Below are 17429 nucleotides of genomic sequence, written 5' to 3'. Positions count from 1 at the left end.
GTCCGCGGGGTGGTCCGCCTTCGGGGGAGCGGCATCGGGGTGCCGGCGCGGCGCCGTGCGGGCGGGCGTAGTTCGGCGTCGGCCGGCCGGTGCGTGCGTGTCGATGGGCAGAAGTCGGCCTCCGGGGCCCGATTCGGGCCGGATCCAGGAGTGTTACCGCGAGTTACAACCCAATCTGTCCGCCCGGGAGCCGCGAGCAGCGGTGGCGGGTCTCGTCGAGGGCTGGGTGCGCGCCGATGGGAGAAAGTCCGCCCGAGAGGGCGATTTACCCCGATTTACCGAGGTGGCGACCGCGAGTTCGTCTCAGCGGCGTTCATCCGGAGCGGCCTGGGCGGCCATTGGCCCGCCCGGGGTCTGGTGAGTGCTCACGGATGGGCGAAACGCGGCCCGATTGGGCGTTTTGCCCGAGTTTTCGAGGCGGTGGCCGCGAGCTTGTATCGGCAACGTTCATTTAGAGCGGCCTGGGCGGCGGTTGGGCCGCCGGAGGCCTGGCGCATGTGCACGGGTGGGCGAAAGTCGGGCCTGTTGGTCGTTTTGTGCAGGTTCTGTGGGTGAGTTACCGCGAGTTCTTCTCGGTTACGTTCACCCGGGGCGGTTTCGGCTGCCGCGGGCGTCCGGGCCCTATGTGGATGAGTCTGGGTGGGCGAAAGTCGGCCCTCGTGGGCGATTTGAGTAAGTTTCGGGGGTGGGCGACCGCGAATTCGTCCCGGTGGCGTGCATTCCGGGGGGCGTGCGCGGTGGCCGGCGCGGGCTGGGGCAGGTGAGTGAGCCTCCTGGGGCGAAAGTCGGCCCTTGGGGCTTGAATCGGGCCTGATTGCCGGATGTTACCGCGAGTTACTACCGGATTCCTCCGCTGGGGTGACGTTCGGATGAGGTGCCCGCGTGCGAACGCCGGGTGATGCGCCAGGTGCGCGGAAGTCAGCCCTTGAGTCCCGGCTCGGATGGAGGGCCGAGGGCCGGACCGCGGGTGGGCTCGTAGATCGCCGGTGACGTCGAAGGCCGGTGTTCTGCGCAGCCGGCTGTCGTTCGAGGAGGGCCCGATGCTCCAACCCCACGTTGGTCAGCTCACTTACGAGACCGCCCACCCCGACTCCGCCCCCCGCACCCGGGGATATCCGCAAGCGGATCGGGCCCGCCTCCGGTGGTGCACCCACCGTCCCGGCGCCCGCCCGCGACCAGGGTGGCCCCGCCCACGGTCCGGCCCCACGCCCACGGCGGCGTCGCCGACTGACACGCCCCCGGCCCTCTCCCGCGTGGTGTCCGCCCGCGAACGGGCGGGCCCGTCCCCGGCCTCGCCCCGCACCTACCGGGGGAGCCAGCGATCGGGCCTGCCCAGAACCGGCCCCCAACGCGCCGGCCGCTCCCGCGACCGGACCCGGCCCGCCTCCGGCGTCGACCCCACCCACCCGGGACGTCCGACGATCGGGACGACCCCGGCCCCAGGCCGGTGCGGCGTCGATCGGCGATCCGCGCAGGCCCCGCTCCCGGGCCTCCGGCCCCCGTCCGCGGGGCATGGCATCCGTAGTCCCAGCAGAGGGCGCCCGCTCCCTCCGGGCCACCCATAGCAGCCCGTCTTTCGGGCCGGAGTCCGCAGTCAAGGGTGGGGCGAAGCCCCATCGCGCAGCGACGCCCCTCGCAGCGAAGCGGAGAGGGACGCCCTTGACGGCGGACGCAGGCCCGCACACTCAGGAGTGGGGTGGCCCGGGGGGAGCCCCAACGACACCCTTTTCCCTTCGCGGATCCCCCGCACGCGGCCCAGCCCACGGACACCGCCCACCCCGACACCGAACCCCCCGCACCCGCCCCACCCACACGACGTACCAGCTCAACACCCCGCCGCACCCGCGCTGTCAGACCAGCCGCATACCCTTGGGCGGGCGTGAGGGGAGATGCAGTCCGGGCGAACGACCGCGCCCCGGCACCGGCCCCGGACCTCCGGGATGGGTCGCGGGTGAGCCCGGAGCCGGGACCAGAGTTGCGGGTGAGCCCGGAGCCGGGATCGGAGTTGCGGGTGAGCCCGGAGCCGGGACCGGAGTTGCGGGTGAGCCCGGAGCCGGGACCGGGGTTGCGGCCGAAGTGGCATCGCCGTCCTTCGTCAGGAACCGTGCGGTGAAGCGCCCTCGCGGCCCCGGGTTATGGCGGCGACGCTGCGGTCACTCACGCCACGTGGGCAACACGGACGACGCTCTGGCACCGGTGGACCCGTTCGCGTCCCCGCCGTTGATCGTGTCGGCGCCGCGCGGCTCCTGTGCGTCCGTCGTCACGACCGCCACACCGTCTGCCCCCTGCTGGACTGCCCCCGCAGACAGCTCCCCACCGCGGGACGAGAGCCACTCGCTACTGGTTGCCGCCGCCCACCTGGGTCTCTTCCTTCTTCGTGCCCTTCTTGAGCTCGTTCTCCAGGTCCACGTCCACCTTGTGCGCCTCGCGCACCACTGTGTCCGACATCTCCGCCAGGCTCGTCAACTGGTCGTCGATGTCCCCCCGTCCGTCCTTCCAGCCCGACTCGAAGTCCTCCAGCTTGTCGACCACGCCGCCGTCCCCGATGTCGTCGCGGTACGACTCGAAGGTGGCCTTCGTGCGGTTCATCCGGTTCTTGATGCTGCGCAGCCGGCCGCCGAAGCCGTCGAGCTCGCTGAGCGGGATCGCCAGCCTGTCGCCGTCGTTGCCCATGAGCCTCTCCCCCAGTCACTACGAAAACGGGGCGCCGCCGCACCGAATACGATGCCACGGCGCCCCGGCCAAGCGAAACGAACCGAACCGAACCGAATCGCGAAGGATCGCGAAGGATCCGTGAGAGTCAGCCCTTCAGGCCCTTCTCCAGCTCGGAGTCCAGGTTCTCGAAGGCGTCGGCGGCGGACTTCAGGAAGTCGCCCATTCCCTCAAGGCCCTCGATGGTCTTCTTCGCACCGGTGGTGAACTCGTCGAAGGACTGGTCGAACTGCTTCGACGACCGACCGGTCACGTAGCCGGAACTCACCAGGCTCTGGATGTACTTGCGCAGGTCATCCAGCTTGCGGTCGATCTCCTGCCGCTCATCCTTGAGCTTCTTGGCGGCTTCCCGCATGTCCTGATATGTAACATCAACATCGGCCTTGGCCATGGCAGCTACCCTCCCGTTTGTCCCATCGTCGCGAGGGCCCTCCCCGAGACGTTCGTCATGCATTTTCGTACGTCGCCACCGTAGACGCAGTCCCCCGCCCCGGCGGTTGCAGGGCCATGCCACCGTCGTGACGCCGGTTACGCCAGTGGCCGTGGGGCCAGCGGCAGTTGCGCCAGTGGCGGTGAAGCCGAGGGCCGACGCCACCGGCCCTGACGCCACAGCCCGCGACGCCCCCGCACGTGAAGCCACCAGCCGTTGTGCCACGCGGTCACACCAGCGGCGTCGTCACCGCGAACGGCTCACTGTCGCCCAGGTGCAGCAGGCCCTTGCCCGGCTGTACCTGGTCGCCGACCGAACTGCGGTTCAGCCGGATGCCGATGAGGTCGCCCGCCGACGGGTCCTGCGGGGACAGGGCGACGCCGCGGCGGGCCTTCTTGGCCTCCACCTGCCAGCCGGAGAAGCCCGAGGCGACCTCCTCCTCGTCGCCCGCGAGGACCAGTGCCCAGCCGCGCTCCGCACCGCGGCGGGCGATGGCCTTGAACTCGTCGCCCGCGTCGCAGTTCGTCAGCATCTCGGCGTCGTCCACGAGGACGACGATCGGCTCGTCCGGCGACGCCTGCTTGAGCAGGTCGTGCACCTCGTCCTCGTCGATGTCGTCCTCCGTGAAGACGTGCAACACGCCCTCGCGGTCCGCCAGATCCCGCATCGGCGACGGGCGCGGCGCGGCGATGATCAGCCGTACGCCCTGCTGGAGGAACGTCAGCGCCATCGCCTTCAGCACCGTGCTGCGGCCGGACTTGGCCGGGCCGCCGATGATGAACGCCGGGATGCCGTCCGCCAGGTTGGGGCCGAAGCCCATCAGCTCGTCGCCGCCGACGCCGACCAGCGCCCACAGCTTGGAGGCTTCCTGGGCCTGGACGTCGCGCATCTCCCACGCCTCCTCGAAGCCGAGGCGGCTGGGCAGCACGTCGACGCGGAACGGGCGCAGCGAGCGCGGCACCGCCGCGTCCCGCGCCGTGGCCGCCTCGCCGATGGCGGCGACGGCGGCGGCCTGGGCGGCGCCGGACAGGTCGTCGGAGAGGACCGCTATCTGGGTCTCCAGGCCGCTTTCCGCGCGGAACATCCGGCCGGGCTCGATGTCCTCGGGGATGTTGCGGGCGTTGAGGCTGATCATGGAGAAGTCGGAGCGGTCGGGCAGCCGGAAGGCGAACTTGTCCTCCGTCAGCGTGCTGATCCGGCCCGTGAGCACGCTGCGGTCGCCAGTGATGATCATGTGGATGCCGACGCTCGCGCCCTCGCGCAGCAGCCCGTAGATCTCGTCGGTCAGATCGCCGTGGTTGATCTCGCCGAGGGTGGGCAGCCAGCCCTCCCAGCGGTCGAGGAGGACCACGGTGTACGGCAGCTTCTGCTCCGGGTCCGACGCCGCGGCCCGCTGCTCGGCGATGTCGGCGAAGCCGTCCGCGGCCAGCAACTCCTGGCGGCGGCCCAGCTCCTGCTTGAGCCGGCCGATGAGGCGCACCGCGCGCTCCGTCTGGTTGCGGCTGACGACGGCGCCGCAGTGCGGCAGCCGGGTCAGCGCGTTGAGCGCGCCGTTGCCGCAGTCGATCCCGAACAGGTGCAGGTCGGCGATCGAATGCGTACGGGCCAGGGAGGCGGCGATCGTACGGAGCATCTGCGAACGCCCGCTGCGCGGGGCGCCGCCGACGATGAGGTGCCCGAAGTCGGCGAAGTCGATGGCGATCGTCCGCCGGGCCTGCTGCGCGGGCAGGTCCTCGATGCCGTACGGGGCCGGGGGCAGCGGCCCGGCGCCCTGGGGCGCGGGCAGCGCGTCGAGTTCGATGCTGTCGGGCAGCGCGGGCAGCCACGGGCTGTGCTGCTCGGGGATGCCCAGGCGCTCGTTGGCCTCGTTGACCGCGTCGACGAGCACCTTCAGGTCGGTGATCTCGTCCTCCTCCTGCTGCGCTCCGGCGGGGCGCTTCAGCGCGCCCCGGCCCAGCTCGGCCCAGCCGAGGCGGCCGGCCCAGGGCTGGGCGGTCGCCGGGTCGGCGGCGCCGGGGCGGCGGCCGCCGACGCGGCCGGACTGGAAGGGGACGAGGGAGGCGTGGCCCAGGCGCACATAGGCGCGGCCCGGCATGGACTTGGCGATGAACCCGGCGTCCGGGGCGTCGATCACGTCCGAGGACTCGCCGCCGTCGGTGACGCGCAGCGCGATACGCAGGTTGGTGTTCGCGCGGATCTCCGGGGAGACCACGCCGCTGGGGCGCTGGGTGGCGAGCATCAGGTGGATGCCGAGCGAACGGCCTCGGGCGGCGATGTCGACCAGGCCGGTGACGAAGTCGGGCAGCTCGCGGACCATGGCGGCGAACTCGTCGATGACGAGCAGCAGTCGGGGCAGCGGCGCGTACCGGCCGGGCTCGCGGCGCAGCAGGTCCTGGAAGTCCTCGATGTCCTTGGCCTCGGCGTCGGCGAGGATGTGCTCGCGGCGGTGCAGCTCGGCGCGGAGCGACTCCAGGGCGCGGGTGACGAGGTGGTTGTCGAGGTCGGTGACCATGCCGACGGTGTGCGGCAGCTTCACGCAGTCCTTGAACGCCGACCCGCCCTTGTAGTCGATGAGGACGAACGTCATGTTCTCCGGGGTGTTGGTCACCGCGAGCGCCGCGACGATCGTCTGCAGCAGCTCGGACTTGCCGGAGCCGGTGGTGCCGGCGATGAGGCCGTGCGGGCCGTCCTTGCGGATGTCGATGGCGAACGGGCCGTCGTACGACTCGCCGATGACCGCGGTCGTCGACTGGCCGTTGATCTGCCAGCGGGCGGCGATGGCGTCCCCGGTCGGCGGCTCCAGCTCCACCACGTCGAGCAGCCGGCTGGACGACGGGATGGCCGCGTCCTCGGCCTCGCCACTGATGTCGCGCACCGGTGACAGACCCCGCGCCAGCAGCGCGCACCACGCGGGCGAGACGAAGTCCGGGCGCACCCCGCGGCGCCGCTCGGAGCCGGCCTGCTCGACGCGCAGCCGGATCGGCCCCGTGCCGTCGGCGGCGGCGGCACGCTGCGCGGCGTCCTGCGCGTGGCCGGTGCCCCAGGCGCCGACGCGGAACGGCGGGAAGCCCCCGGCGCCGCCGGGACCGCCGGCCCCGGCCACCTGCTGCATGGGGATGCCGGCCTGCGCGGCGGCCGCCCGCGGGTCGTGCTCCTCCGGCTTGGGCTCGGCGACGACGATCGCCTGGCACTCACCCGGCAGGAAGCGGTCCTCGGAGTCGAGGCAGATGGCGAACATCGACACCGCCGGGCCCTCGCGCAGCAGCCGCACCACGCCGGGCAGTGAACGCAGCCGGCGCGAGCCGTCGAAGACGATGACGATGTCGGGGTCCTTGAAGGACATCGGCCCGCTGGCCCGCTGGTCCTTGGCGGCCTTCTGCCGCGCGTCGAGCAGTTGGGTCAGCTCGGCGATGCGGGCGGCGACGGTCTCGGTGTCGGTGCCGACCAGCGCGTTGGTGTCGTACTCCCCGGGCGGGCGGGCGTGCGGCAGCCAGCGCATCCAGTCCCAGCCGGCCTGCCCGGAAGGCTCCGTCAGCACGTAGAACTGGACGTCCAGCGGGCTGTGCAGCACGGCGGACTGCGCGACGGCCCAGCGGCCGAGGGAGCGCGGGGTGTCGCCGGCGCCGGCGATGCCGAGGACGCCGATCTGCCGCAGCGGCACGGTGACGGGCGCGTCCTGGATCTTCCACAGCACCTGGCGGCGGTGCTCGTCCTGCTCGGGATCCTCCAGCAGGACCTCGGAGTCCAGTTCGGCGGTGCCGAAGCGGATCAGCAGATGGTCGGCGTCGGTACGGCGCCGCTCCCACAGCCGGGTGCGCGGGCCGGTGGCGGTGGACAGCAGCAGGGCGGGGTCGGGGCCGCCGAGCCGCCGCTCGTTGCGCTCGGCGACGAGGGCGTCGCGGGCGTCCTTCTCGATGCGGGCCTTGTGTTCCTTGTACTCGGCGACGGCCCTCACATGGGACTTGCGACCGTGCTTCTTGTCCATGAAGTAGTTGCCGATCATGATGATCGGGCTCATGAACGCCATCAGCAGGTAATACCAGCGGCCCATGACCAGGGCCATCGTCACGCCCATGACGGCCGGCATCAGCGCCATCAGCCACGGCAGCGGCCGGGCGGGGCCCTCCTTCGGCGGCGTGGGCAGCTTGAAGCGGGTCTCACGATCGGGCGGCAGCAGGCGCGGCGGGCGGTTGTAGTCGAGCCCGGCGCCGTCCTCCGAGGAGGCGACGGCGGCGTCCGGCGGGGCGTAACGCACCAGCTCGAACAGCGAGTTGCCCATCGCGACCTGGGACCCGTACGGCCAGGCGTCCTTGCTCTGCGGCGGCTCCGGCGGCAGCGGCGGGGGCGCCGGCTCGCCTGCGCGCCGGCGGCGCCGGGCCTCCCGGCGCTCCTCGCGGCGGCGGCGCCTGCGGGACCGGCGGGTGTCGTCGTCGTCCGACTTCTCCTTGGGCTTGGCCAGCTCCGCGAACGTCGTGCCGTCGAGGGTGGCCTTCTCCTGGTCGCCGTGGACGTGGACCTTGCAGGTGCCGTCGGCGGAGACGGTGAGACTGAAGGCGCGCTCGGGCAACTCCGGGTCGGCGACCCGGATATGCGTCGCGTTGCCGCTGCCGAGGTCGACGCGGCCCAGGCCCAGGCGGTGCACCGCGCCGGCCATGGGGCCGCCGACGACGCGCAGCTCGACCAGGCCCGTGACCTCGCGGGGCGGGCAGCCCACCGGGTCGTACAGGCTGACGACCGTGCCCTCGCGCAGGGGCGACTGGGCGACGGGAAGGCCGGGGTCGACGGCGAAGCCGTCGACGAAGACGGGCGGGGGCGCGGACGCGGCGCCGGGCTGCTGCGGCGGGGCGCCGGGCGCGCCGAAGGGGACGGCTGCGGGGGGCGCTCCGGGCGGGGCGGCCGGCGGCGCACCTGCCGTGGCCCAGCTCGCGGGCATCTGCGCGGGAGCGGCCTGGGCGTGGGCGTGCTGCGCCTGTTGCCCATGGGGGGCCGGCACGTGGGCGGCCTGCGGCACGCCGTGCGGCGGCGCGGCGACGGGCGGCGGCGCCGAGTCGAGCTGGCCGGCCAGGACGCGGGCGATATCGCCTACGGACGATTCCGCCTCGGCGTCGAGGACGACGTCGGCACGGTCGCCCCCGAGCGGATCGACGACGGTCAGGGTGAGGCGCACGCTGATCCTCCTCGAACGTCCCCGGCTGTTCCCCGGCTTTCCCCCCGCGGAAATGCGTTCAGCTCGGACACTAGGGTCTACGAAACGATATCCGCCCCGGGCTTCGCGGGGACAGCTCGTATCCGGGATTGTGGATAACTACGCCGCCGCGGCCCGGCCGCGGGGTCGCCGGAGACGACCGGACGTGCGACACGGGCGTCAGGACACGTGCGTCCATGCACGTGCGACAGAGGGGGCAGGCATGAGCCGCTGGATGGAGGCGCTCACGATCGAGCGCGGAGGCTTCCGGATCCGGGTGCCGGAGTCGTGGTGGGAGTTCGACGTACGGCCCGAGTCCCGGGACGACGGCATCCGGCAGATGGTCAACGACCGGGTCCGCCGCAACCCCGAACTGGCCGAGCGGCGCGGCGTACTGGAGGCGTTCCTGCGCAAGGCCGCCAAGGACGCCTGGGCCTCCGGCGCCCTGTACTGCGGCTGTATGGCGGAGAGCTTCGGCGGCGAGGTGCCGGTGACCGGCTCGGTCACCGTCTCCCTCATCGGCGCCCGCACCGAGAGCGGCGAGCTGCTGCCGACCGATCCGGCGCTGATCGTCGGCCAGATCAAGCAGATCCGGCCGAAGAAGGAGGGCGACGCCTGGCGGAAGGTCTCGACCGTCGAGATCGAGGGGATCGGCACGGCCGCGCGTACGCAGGGCGTCGAGGACGTCAAGATCCCCGGCGACGACCGCACGATCCGCGCCGTGCTGATGCAGACCTTCATCCCGGTCCCCGGCCAGGAGGGCAAGGTGGCGCTGGTCGCGGGGAGCAGTCAGGTGCTGGACCTGGCGGACTCGTTCTTCGACGTGTTCGACGCGATCACGTCGACCTTCCGGTTCATCGGCGAGTAGCGCCCGAGTCGCACCCGGCACGCAGCACGGGGGCGTGCGCGTCAGGCCCCGCGGGCGCCTCCGTAGCGGACGGCTCGCAACCCGCCCCGCACCCCGGTCACTTCGGCGTGAGCACGTCCTTCAGGAACGGCTCCACCGCCCGGTGGAAGGCCTCGGGATCCTCCAGGTGCAGCAGATGGCCGGCCTCCAGCTCTGCGTACTCACCGCGGGGCAGGACGCGGACCATCTCCTGGGCCTCCGCCCGCCCCAGCTCGCCGTCGATGCCGCGGATCACCAGGGCCGGGCACTGCACGAGGGCCAGCTCCTCCCAGTGCGCGTCGTGCACCCACGTCTCGCGGGCCCGCAGCATCTGCCGGCGGGAGAACACCGGGCGCCAGCCGTCCGCGCGCTCGGCCATCACCTCGGCGTAGAAATCGCCGCGTGCCGCGCGGGGGCGCTCCAGAGTGGGATCGTCCTCGCCGAACCACTTGCGGACGTCGGCGAGCGTGGCGAACGGCGTCGGCCAGGAGCGGAACCACTCCTCCCACTCACGCTGCGAGGCCGCGCCCAGCGCCGAGGCCCGCATGTCGCAGATCACCAGGCCGCGCACCAGGTCGGGGCGGCGGGCGGCGAGCTGCCAGGCGGTCAGCGCGCCCATCGAGTGGCCCACGAGGACCACCGGCGCGAGGTTGAGCTGTTCGATGACGGCTTCCGCGTCCGCGACGTACGCCTCGCGGTCGAACGGGCCGTCCCCCGGTTTGTCACTGCGGCCGTGCCCGCGCTGGTCGAGCGCGACGGCGCGGGAGCGGGCGGAGAGCCAGCGGGCGGTGGTCGCCCAGTGGGACCCGCGGCCCATCAGGCCGTGCAATAAGAGCACCCCGGGGCGGTCCTGCGGCGCCGTGCCCGCCGGGCCGCCGGCCGGGTCCGCGGCGGACCGCTTGCGCGCCGCGATGCGGTCGGCACCGCGCTTCGGCGGGTCTCCGTACTCCCAGGCGGCGAGACGCAGCCCGCCCGCCCCCGTCACGTTGATACGACGCACCATGTGTGCCGACACCCCCAATCCGTTCGGCAAGCTCACGCTATCGAATGTCTATTCGAACACCGAGGCACGGAACCCAACACCCCTCGTTCGAGTGACCACGGCCGGGGATTGGCCGCGGTCGTCGCGGGGAGACAGAGACCGGGAGGCGGACCCGCATCGGGGACATCGGGTCCATGGGGAGGCGACCCTGGGAGCTCGGGGCTCCGGGTCGGTACGGGGAGGCGGGGCCCCGGCGAGCCAGGCGCCGGGGCCCTCGCCACACCCCCGGCAGGTGCGCGGAGGTCCGGATATGTCACCGGCATGACCCACCCCTCCCTGATGACGTCAGCGACAGCGTGGCACGCCCGGCCCCGGTGCGCTGCCGTTCGGACAGGAATCCCGCCGTCCGCTTAACGCCAATCGCGGCAACGGCGCAAACCCGCCACCAACCTGGCCCGAACGGATCTAGCGCTTGGCCACGAAGACGTGCGAGGCGACCTCGGCGTCCAGCTCGGCGGCCTCACCGCCGCTGCCGACGAGCACGCCGCCGGCCGAGTCCGTCACGCTCACCACCGCGCCCGGCTGCACACCGGCCCGCCGCAGCGTGTACATGAGCTGGGAGTCGGTCTGGATCGGCTCCCCGATCCGGCGGATGATCACCGTCCCGGCGTCGGGGCCCAGCGCCGACAGGCTCACCATGCCCTCGTCCAGGAACGGGTCCGCCTCGGCCTTCTCGCCCAGCTCCTCAAGGCCGGGGATGGGGTTCCCGTACGGCGACTCCGTCGGGTGCTTCAGCAGCGCCAGCACGCGGCGCTCCACGGCCTCGCTCATCACGTGCTCCCAGCGGCACGCCTCGGCGTGCACGTGCTCCCACTCCAGGCCGATCACGTCGACCAGCAGGCACTCCGCCAGGCGGTGCTTGCGCATCACCCGGGTCGCGAGCATGCGACCCTCTTCCGTCAGCTCCAGATGCCTGTCGCCGGCCACGCGCACCAGGCCGTCCCGCTCCATGCGGGCGACGGTCTGGCTCACCGTGGGGCCGCTCTGGTCGAGCCGCTCCGCGATTCTCGCGCGCATGGGGACGACGCCCTCCTCTTCGAGTTCGAGGATGGTGCGGAGATACATCTCCGTTGTATCGATCAGTCCGGACATGCGTGCCCCTAGATTTCTCGTGCGGTGGCCCTGCACCAATTCTGACTCATCCCGGTGACAACCGGACCTGCCGCGTTCCTTTCGCCTGACTTTCGCCGCCGATCTACGGGAAAAAGGCGATCCGCACCCGGTGTGCGGGACCCCGGTCACGGGCCCCGCCGGGCTGGTCCTAACCCAGCAGCTCCGCCAGGTCCAGGGAGGCCGCGACCCGTACGGCCACGTCCTCCGCGTACGCCGCATCCTGCCGCGTGAAGCCCTTACGGCCGCCGCCGCGCAGGAAGGTCACGACCCCCAGCGTCCGGCCGCGGCTGCGCAGCACCGTACACAGTGCGTGCATCGTGCCCGGCGGCCACTTCCGCGCCACCGACCAGCCCTCCGCGACCTCCGGGTCCACACCGCCGCAGCCCGCGCGCACCGTGCCGCCGCGCTCCACCGCCTGCAACGCGGGGTGCCCGGCAGGGTAGCGGACGGGAAAGCCGTGCGGCCCGGCAGGCAGGCACGGGCCGGGGCCCTCGGCGGGGGTGGCCGCGGCCCGGGTGAGCTGCACCGGGCCCGGCGGCGCGCTCGCGTCGTGCGGGGCACCGGGCCCCGGCGGGGAGCCGGGGTCCGCGGGGGCGGCGGCCAGGTCGACCAGCGCGTGGTCGGCGAAGCCGGCGAGCGCGAAGTCCAGGTAGACCGTCGCGGCCTCCATCGGGTCCTCGCACTCGGCCGCCGCGCGCGAGGCGCGGTGGAGCTGGTGGTCGCGGAAGCGCAGCACCGAGGCCGCGTCCTCGGCGAGCTTCGCCTCGGTGACGTCCTGGAAGAGCCAGCCGACGCCGAGCGGCACCGGATGCTCGGCGAGCGGCGAGGCGAGCCGTACGAAGGCACCGCGCAGGCACCGCCGCCGCATCGCCGGATCACCGCCGGTCTCGCCGCGCACCGTCACCCACACGTCGGCGGGGACCGCGGCGCTGCCCTGTGCCAGGACGTGCTGGAGCGCGCTCTCGACCTCCTCCGCGCCCTGCTCCAGCAGCTCGCCGAAGGGACGCCCGAGCAGCCCCGAGCGCCGGGAGCGCAGGACGCGCGCCGCCTGGCCGTTGGCCAGCGCCGGCCGGAGGTCGGCGTCCACGAGGAGCACGCCCCAGGCGGCGTCCTCGCACAGCGCCTCGCTGAAGGCGATGGACCGCTCCAGGTCCATCTGCGCGTGGACCTCGCTGAACGCGCAGTAGACCCCGACCGCGACCCCGCCCGTCTCACCGCCGCCCGGGCGGACGGCGGAGGTCTGGGTGCGTACGAGCACCCGGCCGCCGTCCTTGCGCAGCAGCGCGAACTCCTGGACCTGCCGCCCCGGCACGTCCATCGCGCCCATCAGCCGCGCCTCCACCTCGGCGGCGTCGTCGGCGCGGACCGCCCAGCCGGCGAACCCGCGGCGGCCGACGGCCTCCGCTTCGGTCCAGCCGAGCAGCCGCTCGGCCTCGCGGTTCCAGTGGGTGACGACGCCCTCGGCGTCGAAGGCGCACAGAGCGGCGTCCATGCCGTCGAGCAGGGCCGCCAGCAGGTCGGGGGCCGCGGCGCGGCGGTCCTGCGGCGGCGTGTCCCCGGCCGCCGCGTCAGCCGCCGCGGGCGGTGACCCGGCGGCGTCGTCTCCTGTGTCCGGAGCGTCCGCGGCCTGCTCGCCGGAGGCGTTCCTGCGGTCCCGGTTGGTACGCCGGGTCGCGCTCATCAGGCACCCCCTGCTCGCCGCGGCGTCGTGTGCGTGGTGTGGTGCACCCGGATCATTCAACTCGAACGTGACGCAGCACACACCCCATTCTGTCGAAATCGTTGCACGCGAAGCGGTTCAGCCGGGAGTGGGTGACGCCGAGCACCCCGGGCGGTGCGGCCCGGGACCGCCGGGGACCAGCGGGTTCCCGCCGTACGCGGGCGGTGGCCGGGGCACGCGGCGGGCGGTCACGGGGGCGGCAGAGAAATCACTTGAGGGTGCGGAGGGGCGTGCCTAATGTGTGAGGCACACGAGAAGGGAGGTGGTTCGGCAGATGATGAAGTACCGGACGCGTGAGGTGACTGCGGGCTAGTGGTCCGCCGTCGCGCTTAAGCGCAATGCCGGACCGGGGTGCCCAGGACGCACCCAGCCGGCCCTTATCCCAAGCAGTTCACCCGACCCGCGGTCCGCCGGTACGTCCGACCGGCTCCCCTTCAGGGGAATGGGCCGCGGGTCGCCTGCTGTCCGGGCGCCGCCCGGACCCCAGGGGTCTGCGTCCGTATCGCTACGGGCAGAGGCGTTCCACCGTCCAGCCGGCGCCGGCCGCGCCTTCGGTGCGTACGTACCTCAGGCGGTCGTGCAGGCGGTTCTCCCGGCCCTGCCAGAACTCCACCGTCCGCGGCCTGACCCGGAAGCCGCCCCACTCCGGCGGCGCCGGCACCTGCTCGCCCTCCGGGTAGCGGTCCGCCAGTTCGTCGTACATCCGGTCCAGCTCCGCCCGCGAAGCCACCGCCGAGGACTGCTCGCTCGCCCACGCGCCCAACTGCGAGCCGTGCGGCCTGGTACGGAAGTACGCCACCGTCTCATCGCGGCCCGTACGCTCCGCCGCCCCCGCGATGATCACTTGGCGGGCGACGGGGTGCCAGGGGAAGAGCAGCGACACGTGCGGGTTGGCGGCCAGCTCGCGGCCCTTGCGCGAACCGTAGTTGGTGTAGAAGACGAACCCCCGCTCGTCCAGGTGCTTCAGCAGGACGGTGCGGGAGCTGGGCCGGCCCTCGGCGTCGGCGGTGGAGACGACCATCGCGTTGGGCTCGTGCAGTCCGCTCGCCGCGGCCTGCTGGAACCAGCGGCCGAACTGCTCGAAGGGATCGGCGGCGAGGGAGTCCTCCGACAGTCCCGCGGCGCGGTAATGCGCGCGCATGGCAGCCGGATCGAGGGAGCGTTCGGTGTCAACGTCAACGGGGCGCACCTACACATCTTGCAGTATGAGCGGCCGTTGCGGTGCGGGAGTCTGCCCGCTCGACGCACCCCGTAACCCTCCGGGCCGGGATCCGCAGGAGTGTGCCCGATGTCACGCCCGCCCGCATGTGGGCAACCCGACAGATCGGCCGCCCGACCACTGTGGAAAGTCCACACCCCCGGCTATGGTGGCCCGGAATGCACGCCCCGGACCGCGAGCGATGGCGCCGCGGAGCCTGGCCAGCAGGTACACCCCCCGCACCACACCACGCCCTGGGGCCGACCCGTACGCCGCTGCACACCCCGACGCAGCGCACGCCACACATGAGGGAGCCGCCTGATGTCCGATTTCGTACCCGGGCTTGAGGGAGTCGTCGCCTTCGAGACGGAGATCGCCGAACCCGACAAGGAGGGCGGCGCGCTCCGTTATCGCGGTGTGGACATCGAGGACCTGGTGGGTCACGTCTCCTTCGGCAACGTCTGGGGCCTTCTGGTCGACGGCGCTTTCAAACCCGGTCTGCCGCCCGCCGAGCCCTTCCCCATCCCCGTGCACTCCGGCGACATCCGCGTCGACGTGCAGTCCGCGCTGGCGATGCTCGCGCCCGTCTGGGGGCTGCGCCCGCTGCTCGACATCGACGAGCCGCGCGCCCGCGAGGACCTGGCGCGGGCGGCCGTCATGGCGCTGTCGTACGTCGCGCAGTCGGCCCGCGGGCAGGGGCGGCCGATGGTGCCGCAGCGGGAGATCGACAAGGCCCGTACGGTCGTCGAGCGGTTCATGATCCGCTGGCGCGGCGAGCCCGACCCCAAGCACGTCGCCGCCGTCGACGCCTACTGGACCTCCGCCGCGGAACACGGCATGAACGCCTCGACCTTCACCGCCCGCGTCATCGCCTCCACGGGCGCCGACGTCGCGGCGGCGCTGTCCGGCGCGGTCGGTGCGATGTCCGGACCGCTGCACGGGGGCGCCCCGTCGCGGGTGCTCGGGATGATCGAGGAGATCGAGCGCACCGGCGACGCCGAGGGCTACGTGAAGCGGGCGCTGGACAACGGCGAGCGGCTGATGGGCTTCGGCCATCGCGTCTACCGCGCGGAGGACCCGCGGGCACGGGTGCTGCGGCGGACGGCGAAGCAGCTCGGTGCGCCGCGGTACGAGGTCGCGGAGGCGCTGGAGAAGGCGGCGCTGGCGGAGCTGCGGGCGCGGCGTCCCGACCGGGTGCTGGAGACGAACGTCGAGTTCTGGGCCGCGATCGTGCTGGACTTCGCGGAGGTGCCGGCGCACATGTTCACGTCGATGTTCACGTGCGCGCGGACGGCGGGGTGGTCGGCGCACATCCTGGAGCAGAAGCGCACGGGGCGGCTGGTGCGGCCGTCGGCGCGGTACGTGGGACCGAGCTCGCGGTCGCCGCAGGAGATCGAGGGCTACGCGCAGGCGGGCGGCTCGGCCTGAGGCGGCTCGGCTCGGGCGGCTCCGTCCGAGGCGGTCCGGCCTGGGCCCCTGCGGGGCCATGGAGGCCCGGGTGTCGGTGGGGCGGCCTACCCTTGGGCGGGTGCGCGGGGGACGTGCGAGGGGGCTTCCGGTGTAGGGGGCTGGAGTTCCGGGCTCCCGTCTTCGCCGGCTGAGCGCGCGTAGGCGTGCGGTCGGGCAGTGGGGTGCCCCCGCGGCCGTGGGTCAGCGGGCGTGCGACAGCGCGGTCGTCAGCAGGTGCGACCACTGCGTCACGACGCGGTCGCGGCGCGCGCTGTCGTCCGTGAGCAGGGTCGCCAGGCCCAGGCCCCGGGCCATGTCGAGGAAGCCCTGGACCGTCTCCCGTACGCCCGGCACCGACTCGTCGGCGCCGAGCAGCGCCACCGTCATGCGGTGCGCCTCGCGGCCGACGCGGGCCTCCAGCGCGGCGACGCGGGGGCGGAGCTGCTCCTCGTTGGCGGCGGCGACCCAGAGCTGGAGCGCGGCGCGGAAGAGCGGGCCGGTGTAGAGGTCGACGACGCCGCGCACGACGGCGGCGATAGCCGGGTCGGCGGCGGCGATGGCCGGGTCGGCGGTGGCGCCCGCCGCGTCCGCTCGTAGGAGATCCGCCGCTCCCGCGGCCGGCGGCAGCGCGCGCAGCGCCGCCGAGCGTTCTGCCGCCACGTGCTCCACCGCCGCCGTGAACAGGTCCTCCCGGGTCGGGAAGTGGTGTTGTGCCGCGCCCCGGGAGACGCCCGCCCGCTCCGCGACCACGCTGACCGTGCTGCCGCCCCAGCCCAGTTCCGCCAGGCACGCGACCGCCGCCTCCAGCAGCCGCCGCCGCGTCGCCCGGCTGCGGTCCTGCTGCGGGCCACGGCCCCGTGGCTGGCGCGGCGCGTCCGTCAGCGGAACCACTTCGGCTCCCGGCGCTCCAGGAACGCCGTCATGCCCTCGCGGGCCTCGGGGGACGCGAACAGCGACGCCGACAGCTCCGCGAAGGGCTCCGTGTCACGGTCGAAGGCGCGCAGCACCTGCCCCGTGACCAGCCGCTTCGACGCCGCCAACCCCTGCGGCGACGCCGCCCGCAGCCCGTCGAGCACCGGCGTGAGCAGCGCGTCCACATCGTCGCCCGCCAGCGTCACCAGCCCGATACGGGCCGCCTCCTCCGGGCCGAAGCGCTCGCCTGTGAGGTAGTAGCGGGCCGCCGCGCGGGCGTCCAGCCGCGGCAGCAGCGGCATCGAGATCACCGCGGGCGCGAGCCCGAGCCGCGCCTCGGTGAACGCGAACGTCGCCCCCGTACCCGCCGCCGCGATGTCGCACGCGCCGAGCAGCCCCAGCCCTCCGGCCCGTACGTGCCCGGTCACCCGCGCGACGACGGGCTTCGGGCACTCCACGACCGCCCGCAGCAGCCGCGCCAGCGCCAGCGGCCCGTCCGTGGGGGCGGCGGCGCCCGTGGCCTCGCCGAGGTCGGCGCCGGCGCAGAAGGTGTTGCCGGTGTGGGTGAGCAGGACGGCCCGTACGTCGTCGCCCTCCGCGGCGGCGGCCAGGCCCTCGTCGAGTTCGGCCATGAGGCGGGTGGAGAGCGCGTTGCGGTTGTGCGGCGAGTCGAGCGTGAGGGTCGTGACGCCGCGGTCGTCGCGCGCGATCCGGACGAAGGGCGCGTCGTCGGGGGCCGGTCCTGCGGGTGCGTCCGTCATGGCGTGGAGGTGCTCCTTCGG

The 17429-nt window shown here is 73.3% G+C and carries 11 protein-coding genes; 2 read left to right on the top strand and 9 right to left on the bottom strand.

Annotated features, from left to right (window positions below; all coding sequences use genetic code 11):
- Positions 1-2337: 2337 nt before the first annotated feature.
- The 3 genes from ABGA99_RS34765 to ABGA99_RS34755 all read right to left on the bottom strand — a co-directional run bounded on the left by ABGA99_RS34765 (position 2338) and on the right by ABGA99_RS34755 (position 8309).
- Positions 2338-2673: a hypothetical protein gene (locus tag ABGA99_RS34765; RefSeq protein ID WP_347575101.1), complete on the bottom strand. Its 336-nt coding sequence runs from the start codon at positions 2671-2673 to the stop codon at positions 2338-2340.
- 127 nt (positions 2674-2800) lie between these two features.
- On the bottom strand, positions 2801-3103 hold the full coding sequence (locus tag ABGA99_RS34760; protein ID WP_347575102.1) for a WXG100 family type VII secretion target: 303 nt from the start codon (positions 3101-3103) through the stop codon (positions 2801-2803).
- Positions 3104-3371: 268 nt separating this feature from the next.
- Positions 3372-8309 (bottom strand): FtsK/SpoIIIE domain-containing protein, encoded by a 4938-nt coding sequence (locus ABGA99_RS34755; protein ID WP_347575103.1) that lies wholly within the window; start codon positions 8307-8309, stop codon positions 3372-3374.
- Positions 8310-8550: 241 nt separating this feature from the next.
- Here ABGA99_RS34755 and ABGA99_RS34750 point away from each other — a divergent pair, with 241 nt between their 5' ends.
- Positions 8551-9195, top strand: coding sequence for a hypothetical protein (locus ABGA99_RS34750; RefSeq protein WP_347575104.1), 645 nt, complete (start codon positions 8551-8553; stop codon positions 9193-9195).
- A 97-nt stretch (positions 9196-9292) separates the two neighbouring features.
- Here ABGA99_RS34750 and ABGA99_RS34745 read toward each other — a convergent pair whose 3' ends face one another.
- From ABGA99_RS34745 to pdxH, 4 genes are all read right to left on the bottom strand, one after another.
- Positions 9293-10216: an alpha/beta hydrolase gene (locus ABGA99_RS34745; protein WP_347584191.1), complete on the bottom strand. Its 924-nt coding sequence runs from the start codon at positions 10214-10216 to the stop codon at positions 9293-9295.
- Between the two features lie 444 nt (positions 10217-10660).
- On the bottom strand, positions 10661-11347 hold the full coding sequence (locus ABGA99_RS34740; protein WP_047016343.1) for a metal-dependent transcriptional regulator: 687 nt from the start codon (positions 11345-11347) through the stop codon (positions 10661-10663).
- Between the two features lie 169 nt (positions 11348-11516).
- Positions 11517-13049 carry a PAS domain-containing protein gene (locus tag ABGA99_RS34735; RefSeq protein ID WP_347575106.1) on the bottom strand — a complete coding sequence of 511 codons (1533 nt, stop codon included), beginning with the start codon at positions 13047-13049 and terminating at the stop codon, positions 11517-11519.
- Between the two features lie 544 nt (positions 13050-13593).
- Positions 13594-14229, bottom strand: coding sequence for a pyridoxamine 5'-phosphate oxidase (gene pdxH / locus ABGA99_RS34730; RefSeq protein ID WP_347575320.1), 636 nt, complete (start codon positions 14227-14229; stop codon positions 13594-13596).
- 378 nt (positions 14230-14607) lie between these two features.
- Between pdxH and ABGA99_RS34725 the strand changes: the two genes are divergently transcribed.
- Entirely contained in the window at positions 14608-15714 is a 1107-nt protein-coding gene (locus ABGA99_RS34725) for a citrate synthase 2 (protein WP_347575107.1), read from the top strand.
- Positions 15715-15936: 222 nt separating this feature from the next.
- Here ABGA99_RS34725 and ABGA99_RS34720 read toward each other — a convergent pair whose 3' ends face one another.
- Both ABGA99_RS34720 and ABGA99_RS34715 read right to left on the bottom strand, forming a co-directional pair.
- The gene (locus ABGA99_RS34720) at positions 15937-16626 is read right to left on the bottom strand and encodes a TetR/AcrR family transcriptional regulator (RefSeq protein WP_347575108.1); all 690 of its coding nucleotides are present in this window, start codon (positions 16624-16626) and stop codon (positions 15937-15939) included.
- Positions 16614-17408 carry an enoyl-CoA hydratase family protein gene (locus ABGA99_RS34715; RefSeq protein ID WP_347584190.1) on the bottom strand — a complete coding sequence of 265 codons (795 nt, stop codon included), beginning with the start codon at positions 17406-17408 and terminating at the stop codon, positions 16614-16616. The genes ABGA99_RS34720 and ABGA99_RS34715 overlap by 13 nt, the downstream gene beginning before the upstream one ends.
- Positions 17409-17429: the final 21 nt, after the last annotated feature.

It is taken from the genome of Streptomyces sp. B5E4, from assembly GCF_039871555.1.
GTDB lineage: Bacteria > Actinomycetota > Actinomycetes > Streptomycetales > Streptomycetaceae > Streptomyces.
This window is presented reverse-complemented; position numbering and strand designations above follow the sequence as displayed.